This is a genomic window from Klebsiella sp. KPN54798 (assembly GCF_021184225.1).
GTDB classification, from domain to species: domain Bacteria; phylum Pseudomonadota; class Gammaproteobacteria; order Enterobacterales; family Enterobacteriaceae; genus Klebsiella; species Klebsiella pneumoniae.
In genome coordinates, this window is the sequence record NZ_CP089234.1 from 3,983,669 (window position 1) to 4,008,426 (window position 24,758).

Sequence of the window (24,758 nt, forward strand, 5' to 3'; positions counted from 1 at the left end):
CACTTATACCCTTAACAGGATGCATTTAATTTTCGCCGCGGCTTAATCATGTGATTACGCCTGACCCGCTGTTGCCAAAATAATATCAACAGTACCGGTCATTAACCGAGGATAAGCCGATGCTGAATATCGCCGCCCTGCGCCAGCAGCAAATTCCGCTGGCCGCTGAACCGCGCTCGCCGGTGCCGTTTCATATTCTGATGAAGCCGATTGGCCCCGCCTGCAATCTCGCCTGCCGCTATTGCTATTACCCGCAGGACGAAACGCCGGTCAACAAGATGGATGACGCGCGGCTGGAGCAGTTTATCCGCCGCTATATTGCCGCCCAGCCCGCCGGTGCGCGGGAAATCAACTTTGTCTGGCAGGGGGGCGAGCCGCTGCTGGCCGGCCTGAGCTTCTACAAAAAAGCGCTCGCCCTGCAGGCGCGCTATGCCCCCGACGGCGTGACTATCAGCAACAGCCTGCAGACCAACGGGACGCTGATCAACGACGCATGGTGCCGACTGTTCCGCGAACATGGCTTTATTATCGGGTTGAGCCTCGAAGGCAACGAAGCGCTGCAGGACTACCATCGTCCGGATAAACGCGGCCGGTCGACCTGGTCGGCGGCGCTGCGCGGCATTGACCTGCTCCATCAGCATCAGGTGGACTTTAATCTGCTGGTGGTGGTGCATAACGAGATGGCGGCCCACGCGGCGGCGATTTATGACCGGCTGGTCAGCCTCGGCGCGCGCTATCTGCAGTTTCAGCCGCTGATGAGCGAAGGCGCGGCCCTGCGCGAAGGATACCAGCTCAGCGCCGATAACTGGGGACGTTTTATGGTCGGCATCTGGCGACAGTGGCGGAAGCGCTGCGATAGAGGGCGGGTGTTCGTTATCAATATCGAACAGGCGTGGGCGCAGTATTTCACTCATACCAGCGGCAGCTGCGTGCACAGCGCCCGCTGCGGCAGCAACCTGGTGATGGAGCCCGACGGACAGCTCTACGCCTGCGATCATCTGATCAACGCCGAACATCGGCTGGGTCGCCTTGACGAGCAGACGCTTGCCGCCGCAGTTGACGCCTCGGTGCAACTGCCTTTCGGTCAGCAGAAAAGTCTGCGCCGCGAATGCCAGACTTGCTCGGTAAAAATGGTCTGCCAGGGCGGCTGCCCGGCGCATCTCAACGCCGCAGGCAACAACCGCCTCTGCGGAGGCTACTACCGCTTCTTTAGCGACATCCTCGCGCCAGTACGCCCCTTTTCCCGCGACCTTAACGGCCTGAAGGCCTGGCGGGCCGCGTTTGTTGGGACTGCGCATACTGCGTAGCGCCTTACCCTGATGATATCCCCCTCTGAACAGGAGAGTCAGTCGTGAACAAAAAAGCCATGGCCGCGGCGGTCAGCATGATCCTCGCCGGTGGCGCGCACGCCGCGCAGCAGGAGCGTCCAAACGTCATCGTGATTATCGCCGATGATATGGGCTACTCGGACATCAGCCCCTTTGGCGGCGAGATCCCCACCCCCAATCTGCAGGCGATGGCCGAGCAGGGAATGCGCATGAGCCAGTATTACACCTCGCCGATGTCGGCCCCGGCGCGCTCAATGCTGCTCACCGGCAACAGTAACCAGCAGGCTGGGATGGGCGGCATGTGGTGGTACGACAGCACCATTGGCAAGGAGGGCTACGAGCTGCGGCTGACCGACCGCGTCACCACCATGGCCGAGCGCTTTAAAGACGCGGGGTATAACACCCTGATGGCCGGTAAATGGCACCTCGGTTTTGTTCCCGGCGCCACGCCGAAAGATCGCGGCTTTAATCACGCCTTCGCCTTTATGGGCGGCGGCACCAGCCACTTTAACGACGCGATACCGCTGGGGACCGTTGAAGCCTTCCACACCTACTACACCCGCGACGGCGAGCGCGTCTCCCTACCGGATGATTTTTACTCCAGCGAAGCCTACGCCCGCCAGATGAACAGCTGGATTAAAGCGACGCCGAAGGAACAGCCGGTCTTCGCCTGGCTGGCCTTCACCGCCCCTCATGATCCCCTGCAGGCGCCGGACGAGTGGATTAAGCGCTTCAAAGGCCAGTATGAGCAGGGTTACGCCGAGGTCTATCGCCAGCGCATCGCCCGCCTGAAAGCGCTGGGAATTATCCATGACGATACCCCGCTGCCGCATCTGGAGCTGGATAAAGAGTGGGAAGCGCTAACGCCAGAGCAGCAGAAATATACGGCGAAAGTGATGCAGGTGTATGCGGCGATGATCGCCAATATGGACGCGCAAATCGGCACCCTGATGGAGACGCTGAAACAAACCGGGCGCGATAAAAATACCCTGCTGGTCTTTTTAACCGATAACGGCGCCAACCCGGCGCAGGGTTTCTACTACGAATCTACCCCGGAATTCTGGAAGCAGTTCGATAACAGCTATGACAACGTCGGCCGCAAAGGATCATTTGTCTCCTACGGCCCGCACTGGGCCAACGTCAGCAACGCCCCCTACGCCAATTATCACAAAACCACCAGCGCCCAGGGCGGCATCAATACCGACTTTATGATCTCCGGTCCCGGGATCACCCGCCACGGTAAAATCGACGCCTCGACGATGGCGGTGTATGACGTGGCGCCGACGCTATATGAATTCGCCGGCATCGATCCGAACAAGTCGCTGGCGAAAAAGCCGGTGTTGCCGATGATCGGCGTCAGCTTTAAGCGCTATCTCACCGGCGAAATACAGGAGCCGCCGCGCGGCAACTACGGGGTTGAACTGCATCATCAGGCGGCCTGGGTCGATGGCGAATGGAAGCTGCGACGGCTGGTGCCGCGCGGCCTCACCGCCGGCGACGCGCCGTGGCAGCTGTTTAATCTGCACGACGACCCGCTGGAGACGCATGATGTCGCGGCCGAACATCCCGATCGGGTTAAAGCCATGAGCGAGGCCTACGAGGCATTTGCTAAGCGCACCATGGTTACCAAAGCGCAGGGCAAAATGATCGACTACGTCGGTATCGATAGCAAAACCGGGCGCTATCTGGCGGTCGACCCCGCCACCATGAAGCCGGTGCCTGCGCCGCAGGCGATCCCTGTGAGCGAGATCCATTAACCACCACGGCTATCGTTCTTCCGGGCGATAGCCGGGACCTGACGCGCTTTTTAAGGTAATCGGAAACCCCATTACAGGAGAGTGCGGATGGCGAGAGTCGTGGTGATAACCGGTGGCGGAACCGGAATTGGCGCCGCCTGCGCGCGGCTGATGCGCGCCGCGGGCGACCGGGTGTTTATTACCGGCCGGCGCGAAGCGCCGCTGCAGGCTGTCGCCAATGAGACCGGCGCCACGGCGCTGGTGGGCGATGCCGCCGACGGCGAGGTGTGGCGCCAGCGGCTGCTACCGGCGATCCTCGACCAGACCGGCGGGATTGATGTCCTCATCTGCAGCGCCGGCGGGATGGGCAACAGCCCCGCCGCCGAGACCAGCGACCGCCAATGGCGCGAGGCGCTGGACGGCAATCTCACCAGCGCCTTCGCCAGCGTTCGCGCCTGCCTGCCTTCGCTGATTGCCCGCCGCGGCAATGTGCTGTTTGTCGCCTCCATCGCCTCTCTGGCCGCCGGGCCGCAGGCCTGCGGCTACGTCACCGCCAAACACGCTTTAATCGGCCTGATGCGCTCCGTCGCCCGCGATTATGGCCCCCAGGGGTTACGCGCTAACGCCGTCTGTCCCGGCTGGGTCACGACGCCGATGGCGGATGAAGAGATGCGCCCGCTGATGCAGGCGGAAGGGCTGTCGCTGGCTGAGGCTTATCAGCGGGTCTGTCGCGATGTTCCGCTGCGCCGCCCCGCCAGCCCCGAGGAGATAGCCGAGGCCTGTCAGTTTCTCTGTTCGCCGCAGGCCGCCATCATCAGCGGCGCTACGCTGGTCGCCGACGGCGGGGCCAGTATCGTCGATGTTCCCACTCTGGCGTTTGCCTAACGCCCTACTCTGTTCAGGAGCCCCTATGACTTCAGAAGCCGTATTTATCCAGGTCGGCGCGCTGGCCGATGGTTTTGCGCCGCACGGTAACCTGCTGGCTACCGCCAGCCTGCCCGCCGGCGAAAACTTTACCTTTTATGTCGCCGGGAGCGAGCCGCAGCAGCTGGTTATCGAAGATGAGCAGACGCTAAGCTGGAACGGCAAGCGCGCCCCCTGGCGAGCGACCGCCCTGCGCCCGGACATTCTGTTTATCGACTTCCTTGACCCGGAGCGGGATAACGCCAGCATTAGCGCGGTATGCAACCTGACGCAGCGCAATGCCACGCTGGTATACGGCCAGCTACCGGACGAAGCCGCCGCGCGGCTGGACGCCTTCAGCCGGGTAGAACAAGGGTTGCCGCTGACCGCGGTTGAGGCCCGTTTCGTCTTCGCCCGCCTGGATGCCCAGCCGGGGCCGCTGCCGGGCTTTACCGATGCGCTCATTGGCATGCGCAATCAGTACACCTACAGCCCGACCGAGCGCTATGAGCACATCTATCTCAACGACAATTTTTACGCCTGGCAGTGTCTGGACGGCGTGGAAAAGGGGCTGGCGGATGTCGATCGCTGCCATTACGTGCAGGTGGCTGAGGATCTCTATTTGTTCGTCTGGCGGGAGAAAATCATCCCCACGCTGGGGGTGATCCTCATCGATCTGCAGCAGATGCGCACTGACGGCAAGATCATGGGCTATCAGGGCAGCGATTTCGGCGCCCTCAGCAATTTCCCGGTCGGCGCCAGCGCGAAGATCCTCAACGTCACCCGCCATCAGGAATAGTAGGGCGCCGCCGGGCACGCTTTCAGGCACCGCACCCGTCATTTCGCCGGGTGGCGGCTGCGCCTTACCCGGCCTACCGGGGCCTCTCACAGGCTCACACCTCGCAGGCCCGGTAAGCGCAGCACCACCGGGCGATGCCATCAGGCACAGAGCCGCTTTATTGCCGGGTGGCGGCTGGCGCCTTACCCGGCCTACAGGAGCCTCTCACAGGATCACACCTCGTAGGCCCGGTAAGCGCAGCGCCACCGGGCGATGCCATCAGGCACGGAGCCGCTTTATTGCCGGGTGGCGGCTGGCGCCTTACCCGGCCTACGATTCGCGCAACCTGTCGTTAATTTATTCACCAGTCTTGCTGAAACTGCCGGTGTTGCGGCCTCAACATCGCTGAGACGTTCCCGGAAGGCCGGGGCAGCCCGCATGGATGCGGGCTGAGGGCCGTGTTTTGCACGGACGCTGCCTCGGCCCGACCCGAAGCCTGCAGGGATAAGTCGAAGGTACCGCGCAGCGGCGATGTTGCTGGCCGGAGCCCGGGGGTACAGGGGGCGGCGGCGACTGGCCGCCCCCTGTGCGCTCCCTGCACCATGACTGCCATAACGCAGACAATTAACCGGGAGCGCAATCGGCCCGGAAGTAACATAGAAGCTGTAGCCCTGCTAAGCGCAGCGCGGGCAGGGACATTTCCGGTTGCGCCGTTATTTTGCCGGGTGGCGGCTGGCGCCTTACCCGGCCTACAGGAGCCTCTCACAGGCTCACACCTCGCAGGCCCGGTAAGCGCAGCGCCACCGGGCGATGCCATCAGGCACAGAGCCGCTTTATTGCCGGGGCCCTCACAGGCTCACACCCCGTAGGCCCGGTAAGCGCAGCGCCACCGGGCGATACCATCAGGCACGGAGCCGCTTTTATGCCGGGTGGCGGCTGGCGCCTTACCCGGCCTACGGTCCGTAGCAGCCAGCCGTTAACTTACCCACTTGTGCGACTGAAACTGCCGGTGTTGCGGCCTCAACATCGCTGAGATGTTCCCGGAAGGCCGGGGCCTCTCACACGATCACACCTCGTAGGCCCGGTAAGCGCAGCGCCACCGGGCGATGCCATCAGGCACGGAGCCGCTTTTATGCCGGGTGGCGGCTGGCGCCTTACCCGGCCTACGCTCCGCGTCATGTTTAGCCTTCCCCCCTCTCCCCGCCGGGAAGAGGGATTGCCTCAGGCGCTGGCGCCGTCCAGCCGCGCCACTTGCTCCGCGCTCAGGCTCAGCGCCGCCGCGCGGGCAAAACTCTCCACCTGAGCCACGCTGGTGGCACTGGCGATCGGCGCGGTCACCCCTTCGCGGCCGATCAGCCACGCCAGGGCCACCTCAGCCGGCTTCGCGCCCTGCTCGTCCGCGACCGCCGCCAGGGTATCGATAATCCGCATGCCGCGCGGATTCAGATACTTACCAATCCCGCTTCCGCGCTGGCTCTGTGTCAGATCCGACGGCTGGCGGTACTTACCGGTTAAGAACCCCGAGGCCAGGCTGTAGTAGGTCACCACCCCGATATCGCGGCTGACGCAGAGATCGCACAGCGCGCCTTCAAACGCAGAGCGGTGGTAGAGGTTATATTCCGGCTGCAGCACCTGCCACGCAGGCAAGCCGCCCTTACGCGCCACCTCCAGCGCCCCCGCCAGCTGCATCGCATCGAGGTTAGAGGCCCCCATCGCGCGGATTTTTCCGGCCTGCTGCAGGCTGTGGAAGGCCTCCAGCGTTTCCGCCACCGGGGTTTGCGGATCCGGCCAGTGGGAGAAGTAGAGGTCGATATAATCGGTATTCAGGCGACGCAGAGAGTCGTCAACCGCCTGTTGGATCCAGGCTTTGCTGAGCCCTTTATGGCCGGGGAGGCCGAGATCGGAGCCGACTTTGGTGAAAATTTTGACTTTATCGCGCATGCCGGGGCGCGCCTGTAGCCAGCGGCCGATTATGGTTTCAGATTCGCCGCCCTGGTTGCCCTCCGCCCAGCGGGAATAAACATCCGCCGTATCGATAGCGTCAAAACCGTGGTCAACGAAAGCATCAAGAAGAGCAAAACTGGTTTTTTCATCGATGGTCCAGCCAAAGACGTTGCCGCCAAAGACTAATGGGGCGATGGAAAATCCGGTTTTGCCCAAAGGACGTGTCATCATGCCGAGTACTCCTTAGCTTATATTCTGCTTCCCTCAGGTAACCACAGGGGTCAGGAGAGGAGGTCGATTGGATAATCAGAAAAGGAATCTTACGGCGGGCGCTCCACGCCCGCAGGTACACTCTGACATTATGTCCCGGAATAAACATCAAAGCTAAAATATTTGCCAGCTAATTTTTTATAGGTGCCGTCGGCAAGAATCTTCGCAATCGCGCCGTTAATTTCCTGACGCAGCGCCTCATCGTCTTTACGCAAACCTATCGCCGCCCCGGCGCCAAACAGCGTATCGTCCTGCAGATGGCCGCCGACAAAGGCGAATTCCTTACCCTGCGGCTGCTGCAGGAAGCTGTAGTCGGCCATCATCCCGGAGAGCACCGCGCCGTCGATGCGCCCCGACTCCAGGTCACGCACCACGCTATCGGCCCCCTGGTAGGCCACAATGTTTATCCCCTGCGGCCGCCAGTGCTGGTTAACATACGTCTCCTGCGCCGAGCCCTGCTCCACGCCGATGGTTTTGCCCTTCAGCTGTTCCGGCGTATTGCCTTGCAGGGTATTTTTACGCGCCACGAGGAACACCGGCCCGTTATACAACTTGTCGCTAAAGGCAATCTGCGCTTTGCGCTTCTCGGTCATATACATCCCGGAAAGGATCGCGTCGAATTTACGCGCCTTCAGCGCCGGGATAATGCCGTCGAAATTGCTTTCCACCCACACGCATTTCGCCTGCAGCTGCTGACAAATGGCGTTGCCTAAATCGATATCAAACCCCGCCAGCTTGCCCTGCGGATCTTTCCATTCAAACGGCGCGAAAGTCGGGTCGACGCCGAAGCGGATCTCCTTTCCCCCTTCGGCCAGCGCCGACGTCGACGCCATTAATGCCAGCCATAGCAACAGTGATTTTTTCATTCGCGTTCTTCTCCAGAGATTAGCGACAGTGTTTTTCCACCAGACGGGCGAACAGCGTCGCGCCGGTGGTGATAATGTCATCGTTAAAGTCGTAGCCGGGGTTGTGCACCATGCAACCGCCCTTCTCCCCTTTCTCGCCATTGCCGAGCAGGAAGTAGCTGCCCGGGCGTTCGCGCAGCATAAAAGCGAAATCCTCGCTGGCGTTCATCGGCGAGACCGACTCCAGGACCCCTTCGCGGCCAAACACCTCCAGCGCCAGCGCCCGGGCGAAATCGGTCTCTTCAGGACTGTTGGTTAATACCGGATAGGAGTCGTAAACCTCCACTACGCTGCTGGCGCCATAGCTTTTGGCGGTAAAGTCAGCGAGCTCGTGAATACGCTTGATCAGCAGGTCGCGGATTTCCGGCTTCATCGCCCGCACGCTCAGCTCCATCACCGCGCTCTCCGGAATGACGTTGGAGGCGATACCGGCCTGGAAGGTGCCGACGCTGACCACTGCCGTTTCCCCCGGCGGCACGTTGCGCGCCACAATGCTCTGCAGGGCCATCACCAGCGCCGCACCGGCGACGATCGGGTCGACGGTGCGCTCGGGGTGGGCGCCGTGGCCGCCGTAGCCGGTAATCGTGATTTTGACGGTGTCCGCCGAGGCCATGAAGTTACCGGCGTAGAAGCCCAGCTTGCCTACAGGCAGGCCTGGCATGTTGTGCAAGCCAAAGATGCGTTCGCAGGGGAACTGCTCGAACAGGCCGTCTTTAATCATTAAATCCGCGCCGCCGATAGCCTCTTCCGCCGGCTGAAAAATCAGATGCACCGTGCCGTTGAACTGACAGGCCGGCGAGGCGATATATTTCGCCGCCGCCAGCAGAATGGTGGTGTGACCGTCATGGCCGCAGGCGTGCATTTTTCCTGGCGCCGTGCTGGCCCAGGGTAAACCGGTGGTTTCCTCGATCGGCAGGGCATCCATATCGGCGCGTAAACCGATGGTGCGCGGAGAATCGCCTTTGCTCAGGCTGCCGACCACGCCGGTCTTGCCGAGACCGCGCGTCACCTGATAGCCCCACTCCGTCAGCTTGCTGGCGACCAGTTCGCTGGTATTAAACTCTTCAAGACTTAATTCCGGATTGGCATGTAAATAATGACGGATAGAAATCATTTCCGCTTCCGTCGCTTTAATTTCTGGAATTACATAATCACTCATGCCGCTCTCCGGGAAATAAATTAAGGACTTATCACGGTATCGCGATGAAAAGTTTATGCAAGCAGCATTTCTAATACCTGGAATGGACGCATCTTATTTAATAATCCACTCACCACAGCGCAATGAATAATTAAAATAGTGCAATTAAAAAATAAAAGTTTATTTTTTTGAGAATTTCCCGTTATTTACCCTACCATGCACGGCCACATCCAGCGTTATATAAAATAAACGGGCAGGCAATTACAGAGGCTTTTCCTTCTCGCAATCGTTGCGCTGGCGGGCTGCAGCGCGCCGATCGCCGCCGCTTCCAGCGGCGTGGCGTCAGATACCGCCTCGTTGCTCTCGAAGGTCAACGTTTATCATCTGACCGAAAAAGGGCTGGCCGCCCAGGCAACGATCAATGGTTATAAATACTGGCCGGATGCTGCGCTGGATCCGTAGCTTTCCGCGAGTGCGCCATCGCCGGATCAGGCTTTTCCTGACCCGGCGTCGCGGAGCAGCGCATTTAGTGGCCGAGGGCGCCGCTCACCAGAATCGAGGTGATGATCCCGGTCGCCGCGGCGATCAGCACATAGTTACCGTCGATATAGGACCAGTGATGGCCTTCCGGCGGGGGCGGCAGGCCGCGGTCGCTCCAGTCGCGGACGCGATATTCATCGCCACGGAACGGCGCCGGAGCCGGGTGGCCTTTGCGGAAATCGTTCCCGCGCCAGGCGAAATGGTCCTGCTCATGACGTGCCAGATCGCGTTTGTCATGGCCGTCGCGATCCGGGCCACGCTGGTCATGGTCGCCCTGATGATGCGCGTCAGGTCCGCCCTGCGGTGCATGCCCGTCATGGTCCGGACCGTTCTGCCACACCGTGGGCTGCTCCGGGCGATGGCCGTCGTTCGGGCCATCGGCAAAGGCCGGGACGCTCAGCACACAGGATAAAATTACTGCCAGAGAAATCATCTTTTTCATGGTACACCTCCTGATTCAGCTCCTTTGTACCGGGCAAATGTGAAGAAAGAGTGAGTAACTGGTTAACCAGGACGATTCCTGGCATCGGCAGTTGCTGTGCTGCGCAACAGCCAGGCTGCGGGAGGAAGGACAATAAAAAAGGCCGCTTTCGCGACCTTTATTCAGACAGGTAAAAGGACTTATTCAGTCACTTTATTTTTTAACTCTTCGGCGCCGGTTTTGGTTTTATCCCAGCCCTTTTCCGCACCGGATTTGGTGGCGTTCCAGCCTTTTTCACTGACCTCTTTGGTCTTATCCCACCCCTTCTCGGTGCCTTCTTTGGTCTTGTTCCAGGTTTTCTGCGCGCCTTCGCTCACCTGGCTGCCGACGCTGTCCTGCTTGCCTTCGGCGGCGTGTTTCGCCTTCAGCTGCTGCTCTTCGCCCTCGTGCTGGGCCTGATGCAGCTTCTCTTTAGCGGTGTTGGCGTTGGCATTCGCCGCCGCGACGGTATCATCTGTTGCATGTGTTGTCGCAGCAAAAACCGGAGCCGCAACCAGAATAGCCGATAACGCAATCATTGCTTTTTTCATAATATCCTCTCTCACGTGTCGTGTTATGAGTCGCATTCAGGATGGCACAACGAACCGGGGATGACATTAGGAATTAGCCTGAAAAACGTCTTCGACCTCCAGCCATGGCAGAAAATGCTGCCGCCGCGCGCGCCCTGTCGGCGTTGGCATAATTTCCAACATGTTTGTTACATTTTATGAAATTTGCCCTTGATATACTTGCCGTTGACGTTTACTCGAGAATAATTCTCAGAATCATTATATTTATAAATTGGCAAACGGAACTCATTTTATGGCAAGAAAATCAGTAAGATCGCTGTTACTTACTGCGCTGCTCGCGACGCCCCTCCTCAGCTATGCAACCCAATATCCCCTGACGGTCACGGACCTTGACGGCCGGCAGGTCACCCTCGCCAAAGAGCCGCAGCGTATTATTTTGCAGGATGGTCGCGACATTATGACCCTCGCCCTGCTGGACCGGGACAATCCGTTTAAACGGCTGGTGGCATGGAATAATCTGGCGAAAAAGCAGGATGTTGCCACCTGGCAGATGCTGAAAACGACGTGGCCGCAGTCGGCCACGATCCTTGACATGGGCTTCAGCGATAAAGGGAACGTCGATCTTGAAAGCGTCATCGCCCGTCAGCCGGATCTGATGATCGCCCAGCTGCGCGCCAGGCCAGCGCTGATGGAGAGCGGCGTCATCGACAAGCTCAGCGCCCTGCACGTTCCGGTGCTGTTTGTCGACTATGAGATCGCCCCGGCGAAAGATACCGCCCCCAGCATCGACCTGCTGGGCAAAGTCCTTAACCGCGAGAGCCAGGCCAAAGCCTTTACCGATTACTATCGTCAGCAGCTGCAGTCGATTCGCCAGAAAACCGCGACCATCACGCCGAAGGCCAACGTCTTCGTGGAAGCGCTGGCCGGCAACAGCGACGCCTGCTGCTTTACTCATGGCCACAGCGGCTGGGGCGGGCTGGTGGAGGCGGTCGGGGCGAACAATATCGGTTCGCAGCTGCTGCCGGGCGCCTCCGGGTTCGTTTCGCTGGAGAAAATAATCAGCATGAAGCCCGACGCCTGGATCATGACCGGCTCGAAGCGCGGCAACAGCCAGGTGCTGCCCCTGGGTTATGCGGTTAAGCCAGAGGCGGTGAAGGCCCAGGCGCAGACGCTGCTGGCGCGACCTGGGGTCAGCCAGATCCCGGCGGTACAGGAAAAGCGGGCCTATGGCGTTTATCACCACTTCTATAACCACCCGTGGAATATTGTCGGCATGGAATACCTGGCGAAAGATATCTACCCGCAGGCCTTCGGCGATCTCAACCCCGATGAGACGTACCATTATATCGTGCGCCATTTCACCGACCTGCCGGACCAGCCGTTCGTCTTCTCCTGGCAGCAGAGCGAGTAATCCGGCATGCGTTTAACCTCCGACTCCGTGCTCGACGGGCTGCCCGCCGGGACCTCTGGCGTGATGAATGATTATCGCCGTATCGTGCGTCGCCGTCTGCTGCTGATCCTCCTGCTGGCGCTGTTGATTGTCGCGTCGCTGCTGCTCGATTTTATGCTCGGCCCCTCCGGTCTGCCGCTGCAGAGCCTGTGGCAGACGTTAACCGATCCGGCCAGCGCCGATCCGGGCACGCGCGCCATCGTCTGGGATATCCGCCTGCCCTATGCGGTGATGGCGATTATCGTCGGTCTGGCGCTGGGACTGGCCGGCGCCGAAATGCAGACCATCCTCAATAACCCGCTGGCCAGCCCGTTTACCCTCGGCGTCTCCTCGGCTGCGGCGTTTGGCGCCGCGCTGGCGATTGTGCTCGGTATTGGCCTGCCCGGTATTCCCGGCCAGTGGTTTATCTCGGCCAACGCCTTTATCTTCGCCCTGCTGGCGGCCCTGCTGCTGGACGGCATCACCCGCTGGACCCAGGTGGCCACCTCCGGCGTCATTCTGTTCGGCATCGCGCTGGTCTTTACCTTTAACGCTCTGGTCTCGATGCTGCAGTTCATCGCCAACGAAGACACGCTGCAGGGGCTGGTGTTCTGGACCATGGGCAGCATCGATCGCGCCTCCTGGAGCAAAGTCGCCATCCTGCTGGTCGCCCTGGCGCTGGTGATGCCCCTGTCGCTGCGCAGCGCGTGGAAGCTGACCGCCCTGCGGTTGGGCGAGGACCGGGCCATCAGCTTTGGCATTAACGTTCGCCGTCTGCGCCTGACCACGCTGCTGCGGATCAGCATCCTGTCAGCGCTTTCGGTGGCCTTTGTCGGGCCAATCGGCTTTATCGGCCTGGTGGCGCCGCATATTGCGCGGATGCTCTTCGGCGAAGACCATCGCTTTTACCTGCCCGCCAGCGCGCTGATCGGCGCCCTGGTGCTCTCCCTGGCCTCCATCGCCTCGAAAAACCTGATCCCCGGGGCCATTATTCCGGTGGGGATCGTCACTTCCCTGGTCGGGGTCCCGTTCTTTTTGAGCATCATTTTACGTCATCGGGGGCAGGTATGAGCGACCAGACATTATCCGGGCTGTCGCTGTCTCACTTCAGCGCCGGCTACCCCAGACGCAAGGTGATCGAGAACCTGACGGTTCCCCATCTGCCGCGAGGGAAAATCACCGCGCTGCTGGGGCCAAACGGCAGCGGTAAATCAACGTTAATGCGGGCGATGGCGGGTCTGGGCCCCTGCCGCGGCGAGCTGCTGCTGGAGGGGGAAAATCTGCTGACGCAGCCGTTCTCACGTCGCGCAGAGCAGGTGGTCTATCTTCCGCAGACGCTGCCCGCCGGCGTGCATCTGCATGTGCTGGAGTCGATAATCGTTGCCCAGCGCGCCGCCGGAGGACGCCACAGTCCGCAGCGCCAGGAGGAGGTGATGGCGCTGCTGCGACAGCTGGGGATTGCCCATCTGGCGATGAGCTACCTCGATCAGCTCTCCGGCGGGCAAAAGCAGCTGGTGGGTCTCGCCCAGTCGCTGATCCGCCAGCCGCGCCTGCTGCTGCTCGACGAACCGCTCAGCGCCCTTGACCTCAACTACCAGTTTCACGTGATGGATCTGGTGCGCCGGGAGACCCGGCGGCGCAACATCGTGACCTTGGTGGTGGTGCACGACATCAATATTGCCCTGCGTCACGCCGACCACGTGCTGATGCTCAAGGCGGGCCAGCTGCTCGGCGACGGCACCCCGGCCGCGGTCATCACTCCCGATACTCTGGCGGCCGTCTATGGGGTGCGCGGGCGTATTGAACCCTGTTCGCAGGGGGTGCGGCAGGTGATTATTGACGGCCTGGTGGACAGCGAGGTCTGACCGCGGCGCGGGGCGGTTCGTCCGCCCCGCGCCCGCCGGCTTAGTGATCGAGATAGATATAGTTTTCCCAGCTCTTCATGCGGATCAGGATCTTCCTGATCAGCGACAGCTCTTTCAGATGATCCGAGTAGACCGCCGCCTCGAGGGTAGCCCCCTGCGGTAGAGCGTATTCGGCAAATCGCGGATCGGTCACCTTCAGCACCACCAGCGCCCGGCCATGGGTATTGAGCGCGTCTGTGGTCAGCAGTTTGCCCTGCCCCTGGAACTGGCTCTCGCCAATCGCCGGCAGCACGTCGGCCACTTCTCCGCGAAAGACGGTGCCCGGGATAGCCGGAAACATCAGCTCCGCGGGCTCGCCTTTGTGCAGACGCTGCAGGGCGTTCTGGCGAAATGCCGCGACGTACTCCCGCGAGGCGGCGCCCTCCACCGGCACAAAGGTCATCAGCGGGATCATCCCCAGCGCAGTGGACATGGTGCCCGGCCGTAAGCCGACGGTACTGACATAGCCATCCTCCGGGGCGCGGACGACGGTGTTCTCCAGCTGAAACTGCGCCTTTTGCAGCTGCGCCAGCAGGGAGGCCACGGTGGTGTTTTTGCCCTTCACCACCGAGTCCAGCGCATTACGCGCCTGAACCACCTTCGCCTGAGCCGCGCTGACGCTGGCTTCATCGGCTTTCCACGTCTGCAGACGGGTATCAACCATTTGATCGGAGAAGGCGCCCTGGGCATGGCCCTTCCGATAGCGGGCATACTCCCGCCGCGACTGGTCGCGCTGGGCCACCGCACGGCTCAGCTCGGCCTGCGCCTGGCTTAACGCCGCGTTTAAGGAGAGCGCATCCTGACTGGCTGCTTTTATCTGCGCCTGCAGATCGTCTACTTTCGCCTGGAACGGCGTCGGGTCGAGGGTAAACAGTACATCGCCCTTATGCAGCATCTGGTTAGGCTTCACCGGTACGCTCTGCACCCGGCCGCGTACCTGCGACACAATCGGCACGGTGCGAAACACCTGGTTACCGACGTCGGTATAAGGGAAGTTGTAGTTCATCCCGAAGATCACCGCGCCAATCAGGGCGATACCGCCGAGCACCGCCGTCGGCACGGTCCACTTATTGAGCGGGATGCGAAAAAGTTTAAACACCACGATGCATAGCGCGGCGTAGGTCAGCAACATTAACGTTTCCATTATTTTGCCTCCTTCGCTTTCAGAACGTCCACCTCGCGCTGGACCTGTTCCAGCTGCTGGACCACCGTTTCCAGACGCTGATGCAGCGCCTGCTGCTCGTCGGCAATGTGGCGCATCCCCCATCCGCGGTCTTCGCGCCACAGCGTCGCCCAGATCCATAACAAGGGCCACAGCGCGTGGAGGGTAAATAAGCTGACCCAACCGGCATAATGAATCGCATCCTGATGAGGATGACGCCGCTCTTTGGCGATTTCATAAGGAATATCGTGAATAACAATCACGCCATAAAAAAGTATTAAGGCCACGGCGATCAGAATGGCCAGCGCCACATAGTCCAGGGTCATAAAATAACTCCAGAGTGCAAGGTTAAATAAATAAAACAGCCAGATTCAGGCGTAACGGGGCCGGGGGAAAAAGCGCGCTTAGCGCTTTCCCTGGCGGTAATAGCAACGTGATGGCGTGAATCTGCCGAATCGGATTTAGAATTTCTCAGGAATATGACGGTCGATGGAGATCAGCTTGCCTTTTTTCACCGTGATATATCCCCCCTCGCGCAGCGCGGCCAGCACCTGGTACACATAGCTGCGCGAGAGATTGGTTCGTTTAATAATAAATGCCGACAGGCTCTCATGCTGACCCCCATCAATTTCGCCGCGATATAAATAGCGCGACAGCATCGATTTAATGGTCTGAAAGCTGGTCTGGCTGCCGCGTTCATAGTGGGCATCAAGGGCAAATATGCCCATATAGGCCAGGATCGTGGTCAGCTCTTGCATATAGCCCGGCGACGAATGAAAGAATATTCGCTCAAAATCGCTGGCGGTTATTTTCGCCAGCTGGCACTCGCCCAGACACTGATAATAGAGCGCGACCGACGGACAATAATGTTCCAGTAATCCTAACGGCATATGCGCGATAACAATCCCGACCAGGTTCTGCTCATCGCCAAAGGCCAATGTCATTTGCCCCTGCAGCAGAAAGTAGAGATAGCCCGGCTGCGGAATAAAGCCCTGATCTTTGCCCAAACTCAGCGTTTCACTGCAGGCGATCACCGCCGGCAGATGCGTAGTCAGCGTCAGCTTCTGGTACCGATCGTAAATATCGCCAAAACTGGGGTTCATCGCGCTACGCACTCCTTTACCTTTGGCCACCGCGGCGGGGCTAACCGCGACCTGTTGAACTATACCTAAGCGGGTGGGGAAGGAAAAGTCCAGATCTGGAGTGGCGAAATATTCTGCCTGGCTCACATTTTTTACCCTCGCCTCCCTGTTTCGTGACCCAATCGTTCCGCTTACCGGTGGGCTGTGCTTTAATGAGCTAAACCGGTTTAATAAAGTTTAGCTTAGAGGAGCTTGTCGTATGAATGGAAAAATCTGGGTACTCGGCGATGCGGTCGTCGATCTCCTGCCCGATGGAGAGGGCCGCCTGCTGCAATGCCCCGGCGGCGCGCCGGCCAACGTGGCGGTCGGCGTGGCGCGGCTCGGCGGTGACAGCGGGTTTATCGGCCGCGTCGGCGACGATCCCTTCGGCCGTTTTATGCGTCACACCCTGGCGCAGGAGCAGGTGGATGTGAACTATATGCGCCTCGATGCGGCGCAGCGCACCTCCACGGTGGTGGTCGATCTCGATAGTCACGGGGAGCGCACCTTTACCTTTATGGTCCGTCCGAGCGCCGACCTGTTCCTTCAGCCCGAGGATCTCCCGCCGTTTGCCGCCGGTCAGTGGCTGCACGTCTGCTCCATCGCTCTCAGCGCGGAACCGAGCCGCAGCACGACATTCGCGGCGATGGAGGCGATAAAGCGCGCCGGGGGCTATGTCAGCTTCGACCCCAATATCCGCAGCGACCTGTGGCAGGATCCGCAGGACCTTCGCGACTGTCTCGACCGGGCGCTGGCCCTCGCCGACGCCATAAAACTTTCGGAAGAGGAGCTGGCGTTTATCAGCGGCAGCGACGACATCGTCAGCGGCATCGCCCGGCTGAACGCCCGCTTCCAGCCGACGCTACTGCTGGTGACCCAGGGTAAAGCGGGGGTCCAGGCCGCCCTGCGCGGGCAGGTTAGCCACTTCCCTGCCCGCCCGGTGGTGGCCGTCGATACCACCGGCGCCGGCGATGCCTTTGTCGCCGGGCTACTCGCCGGCCTCGCCGCCCACGGTATCCCGGATAACCTCGCAGCCCTGGCTCCCGACCTCGCGCTGGCGCAAACCTGCGGCGCGCTGGCCACCACCGCCAAAGGCGCCATGACCGCCCTGCCCTACAGGGACGATCTTCAGCGCTCGCTGTGATCCCCTTGGGCCGGTTAACGGCCCACTTTGCTGGCGACATCACAATTCTTAAACCGGTTTAGCAATTTTTATTTTCACCGCGTTACCGACATGTTTACCATATCAACTAAACCGGTTTAGCAAACATTAGCACACTCACTGATTTACCTTTGGATGTCACCAACATGTATAAAAAACGGAAGTTAGCCATTCTTATTGCTTTGCTAACCGGCACCGCCGCCGCCCATGGGCAGACAGACCTGAACAGCATTGAAGCGCGTCTCGCCGCCCTGGAAAAACGCCTGCAGGACGCCGAGACCCGCGCCAGCACTGCCGAAAGCCGCGCCGCCTCAGCGGAGCAGAAAGTTCAGCAGTTAACCCAGCAGCAGCTGCAAACCCAGGCCACCACCCAGCAGGTGGCCAGGCGCACCACTCAACTGGAAGAAAAAGCCGAACGGCCCGGCGGCTTTGAGTTCCACGGCTATGCGCGTTCCGGGGTGATCATGAACGACTCGGCCGCCAGTACCAAATCCGGCGCTTATATGACCCCCGCCGGGGAGACCGGCGGCGCCATTGGTCGCCTGGGCAACCAGGCCGACACCTATGTGGAAATGAACCTCGAACATAAACAGACCCTGGACAACGGGGCGACCACCCGTTTCAAAGTGATGGTGGCCGACGGACAGACCACCTATAACGACTGGACGGCAAGCAGCAGCGACCTGAACGTACGCCAGGCGTTCGTCGAGCTGGGCAACCTGCCGACCTTCGAAGGCCCGTTCAAAGGCTCGACCCTGTGGGCCGGGAAACGCTTTGACCGCGACAACTTCGACATCCACTGGATTGACTCGGATGTGGTGTTCCTCGCCGGGACCGGCGGCGGGATCTACGACGTGAAATGGAACGACAGCCTGCGCAGCAACTTCTCGTTATACGGCCGCAACTTTGGCGATATCGCCGACAGCAGCAACAGCGTGCAGAACTATATCGTCAGCATGAATAACTTTGCCGGCCCGGTGCAGATGATGGTCAGCGGGATGCGGGCGAAAGATAATGACGACCGCCAGGACGCGAACGGCAATCTGGTGAAAGGCGATGCCGCTAACACCGGGGTTCATGCCCTGCTGGGCCTGCACAATGAGAGCTTCTATGGCCTGCGCGACGGGACCAGCAAAACGGCCCTGCTGTACGGCCACGGGCTGGGCGCCGAGGTTAAAGGCATCGGCTCCGACGGCGCGCTGCGCCCGGGGGCCAATACCTGGCGCTTCGCCAGCTACGGCACCACGCCGCTGAGCGATCGCTGGTTTATTGCCCCGGCCGTGCTGGCGCAGAGCAGTAAAGATCGTTATGTCGATGGCGACAGCTATCAGTGGGCCACCCTCAACCTGCGTCTGATTCAGGAAGTGACGCAGAACTTCGCCCTCGCCTGGGAGGGCAGCTATCAGTACATGGATCTGCAGCCTGAAGGCTACAACGATCGCCATGCGGTCAATGGCAGCTTCTACAAGCTGACCTTCGCCCCGACCTTCAAGGTGGGCAGCATCGGCGACTTCTTCTCGCGGCCGGAGATCCGCTTCTATACATCGTGGATGGACTGGAGCAAAAAACTGGACAACTACGCCAACGATGACGCGTTAGGCAGCAACGGGTTCAAATCGGGCGGCGAATGGTCGTTCGGTATGCAAATGGAGACCTGGTTCTGACGGCAACCGGGGCGACAGGGTAAATAACACATAAATATAAGGTTCGCGGCGCCTGCCACGGCTGGCGCCGCCCACGCCATATCATCATGCATTTAGAGGGTACTATGGATTTTGAACAGATTTCCCGCTCACTGCTTCCCCTGCTGGGCGGCAAGGAAAACATCGCCAGCGCCGCGCACTGCGCCACCCGCCTGCGGCTGGTGCTGGTCGACGACGCGCTCGCCGATCAGCAGGCGATTGGCAAAATCGACGGGGTGAAAGGCTGCTTTCGCAATGCCGGACAGATGCAGATCATCTTCGGCACCGGGGTGGTCAATAAAGTCTATGCCGCCTTTATCCAGGCCGCAGGCATCAGCGAATCGAGCAAATCCGAAGCCGCCGACCTGGCGGCGAAAAAGCTGAACCCGTTCCAGCGCATCGCCCGCCTGCTGTCCAACATCTTCGTGCCGATTATTCCGGCCATCGTCGCCTCCGGCCTGCTGATGGGCCTGCTGGGGATGGTGAAAACCTACGGTTGGGTCGACCCGAGCAACGCTCTCTATATCATGCTGGATATGTGCAGTTCGGCGGCGTTTATCATTCTGCCGATCCTGATCGGCTTTACCGCCGCCCGCGAATTTGGCGGTAACCCCTATCTGGGCGCGACCCTCGGCGGGATCCTCACCCACCCGGCGCTGACCAACGCCTGGGGCGTCGCCGCCGGCTTCCACACCATGAATTTCTTCGGCATCGAAGTGGCGATGATCGGCTACCAGGGCACCGTCTTCCCGGTGCTGCTGGCGGTGTGGTTTATGAGCATGGTCGAGAAGCGGCTGCGCCGCGTGATCCCTGACGCGCTGGACCTGATCCTCACTCCGTTCCTGACGGTGATTATCTCCGGCTTTATCGCCCTGCTGCTGATCGGCCCGGCCGGTCGCGCGCTCGGCGACGGCATTTCGTTTATCCTCAGCACGCTTATCAGCCATGCCGGCTGGCTGGCGGGCCTGCTGTTCGGCGGCCTCTATTCGGTGATCGTCATTACCGGTATCCATCACAGCTTCCATGCCATCGAGGCCGGACTGCTGGGCAACCCATCGATTGGCGTCAACTTCCTGCTGCCGATCTGGGCGATGGCCAACGTCGCCCAGGGCGGCGCCTGCTTTGCGGTGTGGTTTAAAACCAAAGATGCCAAAATAAAAGCCATCACCCTGCCGTCGGCGTTTTCGGCGATGCTGGGGATCACCGAGGCGGCAATCTTCGGGATTAACCTGCGCTTTGTGAAACCGTTTATCGCCGCGCTGGTGGGCGGTGCCGCCGGCGGCGCCTGGGTGGTGTCGATGCACGTCTACATGACCGCGGTGGGCCTGACGGCGATCCCGGGGATGGCTATCGTGCAGGCCAGCTCGCTGCTGAACTACATTATCGGAATGGCGATCGCCTTCGCCGTGGCCTTCGCGCTCTCTCTGACGCTGAAATACAAAACGGACGCTGAATAATGTCATTACCGTCACGCCTGCCTGCGATCCTGCAGGCCGTTATGCAGGGCCAGCCGCAGGCGCTGGCCGACAGCCATTATCCGCAATGGCATCTGGCGCCGGTCAACGGACTGCTGAACGATCCTAACGGCTTTTGCCAGGTCGCCGGGCGTTACCACCTGTTTTATCAGTGGAACCCGCTCGCCTGCGACCATACCTATAAGTGCTGGGGACACTGGAGCTCTGCCGATCTGCTGCACTGGCGGCACGAACCTATCGCCCTGATGCCGGATGAAGAGTATGACCGCAACGGCTGCTACTCTGGCAGCGCGGTCGAGTTCGAGGGCGCCCTGACTCTGTGCTACACCGGCAACGTGAAATTCCCCGACGGCGGGCGCACCGCCTGGCAATGTCTGGCGACCGAGAATGCCGATGGCACCTTCCGCAAGCTGGGGCCGGTGCTGCCGCTGCCAGAAGGCTATACCGGCCATGTGCGCGACCCTAAAGTGTGGCGGCAGGACGGGCGCTGGTACATGGTTCTTGGGGCGCAGGATGTGCAACAGCGCGGCAAAGTGCTGCTGTTTACCGCCAGCGACCTGCGGGAGTGGCGCCTGGTAGGGGAGATCGCCGGGCACGACGTGAACGGCCTGGCGAACGCCGGCTACATGTGGGAGTGCCCGGATCTCTTTCCGCTGGCGGACACCCACCTGCTGATCTGCTGCCCGCAGGGGCTGGCCCGCGAAGCGCAGCGCTTTCTCAATACCTATCCGGCGGTATGGATGGCAGGCCGCTTCGACGCCGAACGCGGGATCTTCGACCACGGCCCGCTGCACGAGCTGGACAGCGGATTTGAGTTCTACGCGCCGCAGACCATGCAGGCAAAAGATGGCCGCCGCCTGCTGGTCGGCTGGATGGGCGTCCCCGACGGGGAAGAGATGCATCAGCCCACCCGCGCGCAGGGCTGGATCCATCAGATGACCTGCGTGCGTGAGCTGGAGTGGCAGGCTGGCACTCTGTATCAGCGTCCGCTGCGCGAGCTGGCCGCTCTGCGCGGGGAAGCCCAGGGCTGGCGCGGGCAGACCCTGCCCCTCGCCCCGATGGAGCTGGCCTTTGACCTTTCCCCCGACAGCACGCTGGGGCTGGACTTTGCCGGCGCCCTGCAGCTCACCGTCAATCGCGACGGCCTACGTCTGTCGCGCCGCGGCCTGCAGACGGCAGAGATGCATCACCGCTACTGGCGCGGCGAGGCGCGACGCCTGCGGATCTTTATCGACCGCTCCAGCGTGGAGATTTTCATCAACGATGGCGAGGGGGTGATGAGCAGCCGCTTCTTCCCGGGCTATCCGGGGCAGCTCATCTTCAGCGGTGCGACGCCGGTGGCATTCTGCCGCTGGCTGCTGCGGCCATGCATGGTAGAATAAGCGTTTTGCTTTCAGGCTCCCGGGTGCTGATGAAAACCAAACGCGTAACTATCAAAGATATCGCCGAACTGGCGGGCGTCTCCAAAGCGACCGCCAGCCTGGTACTCAACGGTCGTGGTAAAGAGCTGCGCGTGGCGCAGGAGACGCGCGAGCGCGTGCTGGCGATCGCTCGCGAACAGCACTATCAGCCGAGCATTCACGCGCGCTCGCTGCGCGATAACCGCAGCCATACCATTGGTCTGGTGGTGCCGGAGATCACCAACTACGGGTTTGCCGTTTTCTCCCACGAGCTTGAGACGCTCTGCCGGGAAGCCGGCGTGCAGCTGCTTATCTCCTGCACCGACGAAAACCCTGGCCAGGAGAGCGTGGTGGTCAATAACATGATCGCCCGCCAGGTCGACGGCCTGATTGTCGCCTCTTGTATGCACAGCGATGCCGACTATCAGAAGCTCAGCGAACAGCTGCCGGTGGTGCTGTTTGACCGCTCCCCCAGTGACAGCGCCCTGCCGCTGGTGATGACCGACTCGGTCACCCCAACGGCCGAGCTGATCTCCCGTATCGCGCCTCAGCATGCGGACGAGTTCTGGTTTCTCGGCGGCCAGCCGCGGCTGTCGCCGTCGCGCGACCGGCTGGCGGGGTTCACCCAGGGCCTGGCCCAGGCGGGGATCACGCTGCGCCCCGAGTGGGTGATCAACGGCAACTACCACCCCAGCTCCGGCTATGAGATGTTCGCGGCGCTCTGCGCGCGGCTGGGGCGTCCGCCGAAGGCGCTCTTCACCGCGGCCTGCGGGCTGCTCGAAGGGGTGCTGCGCTATATGAGCCAGCATCATCTGCTGGATTCCAATATTCATCTCGCCAGCTTCGACGATCACTATCTGTATGATTCGCTTTCCCTGCGCATTGATACCGTGCAGCAGGATAATCGCCAGCTGGCCTGGCACTGCTACGATCTGCTCAGCCAGCTGATCGACGGTCAGGCCCCGGAGCCGCTTCAGCGCTACCTGCCCGCCACCCTGCAGATTCGCCATCCCTGACGGCGCGGTTGGCAATTAGCGTTTTCGCCTGGCGCGCGCCGCCTGCCTCAGCGCCAGCAGCGCGCTGGCGAGCACCGCGCCAAGGCCGATAGTCACCGGCCAGCGGTAAGCCACCAGCAACGAGGGCAATCCACCATCCGGCGCCAGCATCACCAGATTCCAGCCCGCCAGCCCCGCGTTGCCGTTCAGCGCCCGGCTTAACATCCTTTGATGCGGGGCGAATGGCTGAATGGTCTGGTAGTGGCTGCCGAACAGCGGGGGCTGCATCTCTCGCGGGAACTGCGCCTGCACCTGGGCCAGCACGCTGGCCGGCAGCGCGTGCGATGCCGCCAGCAGATGTCCGTCGCCATTCACCAGCAGCAGCTGATAATGCCGCTCCCGGGCGAGGGTCTGGAGAGCGGCGCGCATCGCCGCCAGCGGCCAGGTCGCTTCCCGCTGCGGCGCCGGAATGTTCATCCGCCGCTCAAGGCGTTCCGCCACCCACTGCGCATCCTCCTCCAGCTGGCGGATCTGCCTCTCACGGTAAACCTCTCTGGCCGGCAAATTCATGCCCCGACCGAGCGCCAGGATCGCCAGCCCCGCGATCAGCGTGACGATAAGGCCCCTTTTTCCCGCTAGCCAGCGCGGCGAGAATTTGCCAAAGGATGGTGTATTCATACGACTCCAGAAACCGCAGGCCACGCGTGGCCCCTGACGAATGGACAACGGAAGTGGCGAAACTGTACAGGATGCGCAGCGCGGGCAAAACAGACAGGCGGAGCCTGGCGGGGAGTATTTTGTTTATTTCTGGACAGGACGGGCGGCAACGACATCCTTCGCCGTTGCCGCCCGTTGATAAGATTAGTGTTTTTTCCGGTTGCGACGCATATCGATGGTTACTGCCGCAACGATAATGATGCCTTTAATAATATCCTGCACATAGGCATCGACGCCGACAAAGGTAAAACCGCTTTTGATCAGGCCAAGGATCATCGCGCCAATCAGGGTGCCGGTAATGCGCCCCACTCCGCCCATTAAGCTGCTGCCGCCGATCACCGCGGCGGCAATCGCGTCCAGCTCGTAGGACATCCCCATACTCGACTGGCCGCTGCTGACGCGCGCCGCCAGCACCACCCCCGCCAGCCCGGAGAGCGCCCCGGCGATGGTGTAGACTATCACCAGATATTTATTCACGTTGATGCCGGACACTTTGGCCGAGGTCATGTTGCCGCCGATGGCATACACATATTTGCCATACCGGGTATGCTTCAGCGCAATGTGAAACACGGCGGCGATCACGAAGAAGATAATCACCGGCATCGCACCCTGGCCTATCGCCGTAAAGCTGTCGGAGAGGAAGCTGATCGGGTTGCCCTGAGTGTAATACTGCGCCAGACCGCGCGCCGAAACCATCATCCCGAGGGTGGCGATAAACGGCGGGATACCGGTCCGCGTCACCAGGAAACCGTTGGTCAGGCCGCACAGCAGGCCGACGCCGATCCCCGCGCAAATGGGGATCACCGCCGGCAGGTTGACCAGCGCCGGGAACATTGGCGACAGGCTATCGGAGGTTTGCGCCAGGCTGGCCGCCACCACCGCCGCAAGGGCAATAACCGAGCCGGAGGAGAGGTCAATCCCGGTGGTGATGATCACCTGGGTGACGCCCACGGCGATGATGCCGATAATCGCCACCTGCAGCACAATCAGCACCAGCCGGTTGGTATTGAGCAGGAACGACTGGTCGCGAACATACCAGCCGGCGATTTCAAAGGTCAGGGCAATCACCAGCATCACCACAAAGATGCCGGTATCTTTCGGCATTTTATGCCGCAAATTAGCGAAGAAGGAGGAACCCTCGCTGGCCGGAGCCGCCGTTAATTTCATATTACTCATTCT

The 24,758-nt window shown here is 60.9% G+C and carries 23 protein-coding genes and 1 pseudogene; 13 read left to right on the plus strand and 11 right to left on the minus strand.

Annotated features, from left to right (window positions below; genetic code table 11):
• Nucleotides 1–119: 119 nt before the first annotated feature.
• The 4 genes from LPQ25_RS19180 to LPQ25_RS19195 all read left to right on the plus strand — a co-directional run bounded on the left by LPQ25_RS19180 (nt 120) and on the right by LPQ25_RS19195 (nt 4,766).
• Entirely contained in the window at nt 120–1,307 is a 1,188-nt protein-coding gene (locus tag LPQ25_RS19180; RefSeq protein WP_009308086.1) for an anaerobic sulfatase maturase, read from the plus strand.
• Nucleotides 1,308–1,351: 44 nt separating this feature from the next.
• Nucleotides 1,352–3,085 (plus strand): arylsulfatase, encoded by a 1,734-nt coding sequence (locus LPQ25_RS19185; RefSeq protein ID WP_012737578.1) that lies wholly within the window; start codon nt 1,352–1,354, stop codon nt 3,083–3,085.
• Nucleotides 3,086–3,172: 87 nt separating this feature from the next.
• Entirely contained in the window at nt 3,173–3,949 is a 777-nt protein-coding gene (locus tag LPQ25_RS19190) for an SDR family NAD(P)-dependent oxidoreductase (protein WP_014907952.1), read from the plus strand.
• Nucleotides 3,950–3,974: 25 nt separating this feature from the next.
• Nucleotides 3,975–4,766 (plus strand): MoaF C-terminal domain-containing protein, encoded by a 792-nt coding sequence (locus tag LPQ25_RS19195; RefSeq protein ID WP_004151806.1) that lies wholly within the window; start codon nt 3,975–3,977, stop codon nt 4,764–4,766.
• Between the two features lie 1,200 nt (nt 4,767–5,966).
• On the opposite strand, the gene LPQ25_RS19200 is transcribed toward LPQ25_RS19195, so the two are convergent.
• From LPQ25_RS19200 to LPQ25_RS19215, 4 genes are all read right to left on the minus strand, one after another.
• On the minus strand, nt 5,967–6,920 hold the full coding sequence (locus LPQ25_RS19200) for an aldo/keto reductase (RefSeq protein WP_004147443.1): 954 nt from the start codon (nt 6,918–6,920) through the stop codon (nt 5,967–5,969).
• 128 nt (nt 6,921–7,048) lie between these two features.
• Nucleotides 7,049–7,825, minus strand: coding sequence for an ABC transporter substrate-binding protein (locus LPQ25_RS19205; RefSeq protein WP_002892707.1), 777 nt, complete (start codon nt 7,823–7,825; stop codon nt 7,049–7,051).
• Nucleotides 7,826–7,844: 19 nt separating this feature from the next.
• Nucleotides 7,845–9,023 (minus strand): M20 aminoacylase family protein, encoded by a 1,179-nt coding sequence (locus LPQ25_RS19210; RefSeq protein ID WP_004142619.1) that lies wholly within the window; start codon nt 9,021–9,023, stop codon nt 7,845–7,847.
• Between the two features lie 215 nt (nt 9,024–9,238).
• Entirely contained in the window at nt 9,239–9,376 is a 138-nt protein-coding gene (locus LPQ25_RS19215; RefSeq protein ID WP_012737575.1) for a hypothetical protein, read from the minus strand.
• On the opposite strand from LPQ25_RS19215, the gene LPQ25_RS19220 reads away from it, so the two are divergent.
• On the plus strand, nt 9,339–9,464 hold the full coding sequence (locus LPQ25_RS19220) for a lipid-binding SYLF domain-containing protein (RefSeq protein WP_014907953.1): 126 nt from the start codon (nt 9,339–9,341) through the stop codon (nt 9,462–9,464). The two genes, LPQ25_RS19215 and LPQ25_RS19220, sit on opposite strands and share 38 nt — an antisense overlap.
• A 64-nt stretch (nt 9,465–9,528) precedes the next feature.
• Here LPQ25_RS19220 and LPQ25_RS19225 read toward each other — a convergent pair whose 3' ends face one another.
• A complete protein-coding gene (locus tag LPQ25_RS19225; protein ID WP_012737574.1) occupies nt 9,529–9,984 on the minus strand; it encodes an RcnB family protein in 456 nt (151 codons plus the stop codon).
• Between the two features lie 179 nt (nt 9,985–10,163).
• Nucleotides 10,164–10,553: a hypothetical protein gene (locus LPQ25_RS19230; protein WP_002892699.1), complete on the minus strand. Its 390-nt coding sequence runs from the start codon at nt 10,551–10,553 to the stop codon at nt 10,164–10,166.
• Nucleotides 10,554–10,824: 271 nt separating this feature from the next.
• Here LPQ25_RS19230 and LPQ25_RS19235 point away from each other — a divergent pair, with 271 nt between their 5' ends.
• Genes LPQ25_RS19235 through LPQ25_RS19245 form a run of 3 tightly spaced genes read left to right on the plus strand, consistent with a single transcriptional unit; the run spans nt 10,825 to nt 13,826 of the window.
• Nucleotides 10,825–11,943 carry an ABC transporter substrate-binding protein gene (locus tag LPQ25_RS19235; RefSeq protein WP_004151804.1) on the plus strand — a complete coding sequence of 373 codons (1,119 nt, stop codon included), beginning with the start codon at nt 10,825–10,827 and terminating at the stop codon, nt 11,941–11,943.
• A 60-nt stretch (nt 11,944–12,003) separates the two neighbouring features.
• Nucleotides 12,004–13,032, plus strand: coding sequence for a FecCD family ABC transporter permease (locus LPQ25_RS19240; RefSeq protein WP_004217904.1), 1,029 nt, complete (start codon nt 12,004–12,006; stop codon nt 13,030–13,032).
• Nucleotides 13,029–13,826 (plus strand): ABC transporter ATP-binding protein, encoded by a 798-nt coding sequence (locus tag LPQ25_RS19245; RefSeq protein WP_012737572.1) that lies wholly within the window; start codon nt 13,029–13,031, stop codon nt 13,824–13,826. Before LPQ25_RS19240 ends, LPQ25_RS19245 begins: the two co-directional genes overlap by 4 nt.
• 40 nt (nt 13,827–13,866) lie before the next feature.
• On the opposite strand, the gene LPQ25_RS19250 is transcribed toward LPQ25_RS19245, so the two are convergent.
• The 3 genes from LPQ25_RS19250 to LPQ25_RS19260 all read right to left on the minus strand — a co-directional run bounded on the left by LPQ25_RS19250 (nt 13,867) and on the right by LPQ25_RS19260 (nt 16,130).
• The gene (locus LPQ25_RS19250; RefSeq protein ID WP_014907955.1) at nt 13,867–15,009 is read right to left on the minus strand and encodes an HlyD family secretion protein; all 1,143 of its coding nucleotides are present in this window, start codon (nt 15,007–15,009) and stop codon (nt 13,867–13,869) included.
• A complete protein-coding gene (locus LPQ25_RS19255; protein ID WP_002892695.1) occupies nt 15,009–15,353 on the minus strand; it encodes a DUF3302 domain-containing protein in 345 nt (114 codons plus the stop codon). The genes LPQ25_RS19250 and LPQ25_RS19255 overlap by 1 nt, the downstream gene beginning before the upstream one ends.
• 135 nt (nt 15,354–15,488) lie before the next feature.
• Nucleotides 15,489–16,130 carry a helix-turn-helix domain-containing protein gene (locus tag LPQ25_RS19260; RefSeq protein WP_004151802.1) on the minus strand — a complete coding sequence of 214 codons (642 nt, stop codon included), beginning with the start codon at nt 16,128–16,130 and terminating at the stop codon, nt 15,489–15,491.
• Between the two features lie 238 nt (nt 16,131–16,368).
• Here LPQ25_RS19260 and LPQ25_RS19265 point away from each other — a divergent pair, with 238 nt between their 5' ends.
• The 5 genes from LPQ25_RS19265 to LPQ25_RS19285 all read left to right on the plus strand — a co-directional run bounded on the left by LPQ25_RS19265 (nt 16,369) and on the right by LPQ25_RS19285 (nt 22,883).
• Entirely contained in the window at nt 16,369–17,292 is a 924-nt protein-coding gene (locus LPQ25_RS19265; RefSeq protein ID WP_004142652.1) for an aminoimidazole riboside kinase, read from the plus strand.
• Between the two features lie 164 nt (nt 17,293–17,456).
• A complete protein-coding gene (locus LPQ25_RS19270; protein WP_014907956.1) occupies nt 17,457–18,974 on the plus strand; it encodes a carbohydrate porin in 1,518 nt (505 codons plus the stop codon).
• Nucleotides 18,975–19,078: 104 nt separating this feature from the next.
• Nucleotides 19,079–20,449 carry a sucrose-specific PTS transporter subunit IIBC gene (locus tag LPQ25_RS19275; protein WP_002892640.1) on the plus strand — a complete coding sequence of 457 codons (1,371 nt, stop codon included), beginning with the start codon at nt 19,079–19,081 and terminating at the stop codon, nt 20,447–20,449.
• Nucleotides 20,449–21,849, plus strand: a complete 1,401-nt coding sequence (locus tag LPQ25_RS19280; protein WP_012737567.1) for a sucrose-6-phosphate hydrolase — start codon at nt 20,449–20,451, stop codon at nt 21,847–21,849. The genes LPQ25_RS19275 and LPQ25_RS19280 overlap by 1 nt, the downstream gene beginning before the upstream one ends.
• A 23-nt stretch (nt 21,850–21,872) precedes the next feature.
• Nucleotides 21,873–22,883 carry a LacI family DNA-binding transcriptional regulator gene (locus tag LPQ25_RS19285; protein ID WP_014907957.1) on the plus strand — a complete coding sequence of 337 codons (1,011 nt, stop codon included), beginning with the start codon at nt 21,873–21,875 and terminating at the stop codon, nt 22,881–22,883.
• A 47-nt stretch (nt 22,884–22,930) separates the two neighbouring features.
• Here the strand turns inward: LPQ25_RS19285 and LPQ25_RS19290 are convergent.
• Together LPQ25_RS19290 and LPQ25_RS19295 are read right to left on the minus strand one after the other, a co-directional pair.
• A pseudogene (locus LPQ25_RS19290) lies at nt 22,931–23,540 on the minus strand (hypothetical protein).
• A 183-nt stretch (nt 23,541–23,723) separates the two neighbouring features.
• The gene (locus tag LPQ25_RS19295) at nt 23,724–24,746 is read right to left on the minus strand and encodes an ABC transporter permease (RefSeq protein WP_004152946.1); all 1,023 of its coding nucleotides are present in this window, start codon (nt 24,744–24,746) and stop codon (nt 23,724–23,726) included.
• Between the last annotated feature and the right edge of the window lie 12 nt (nt 24,747–24,758).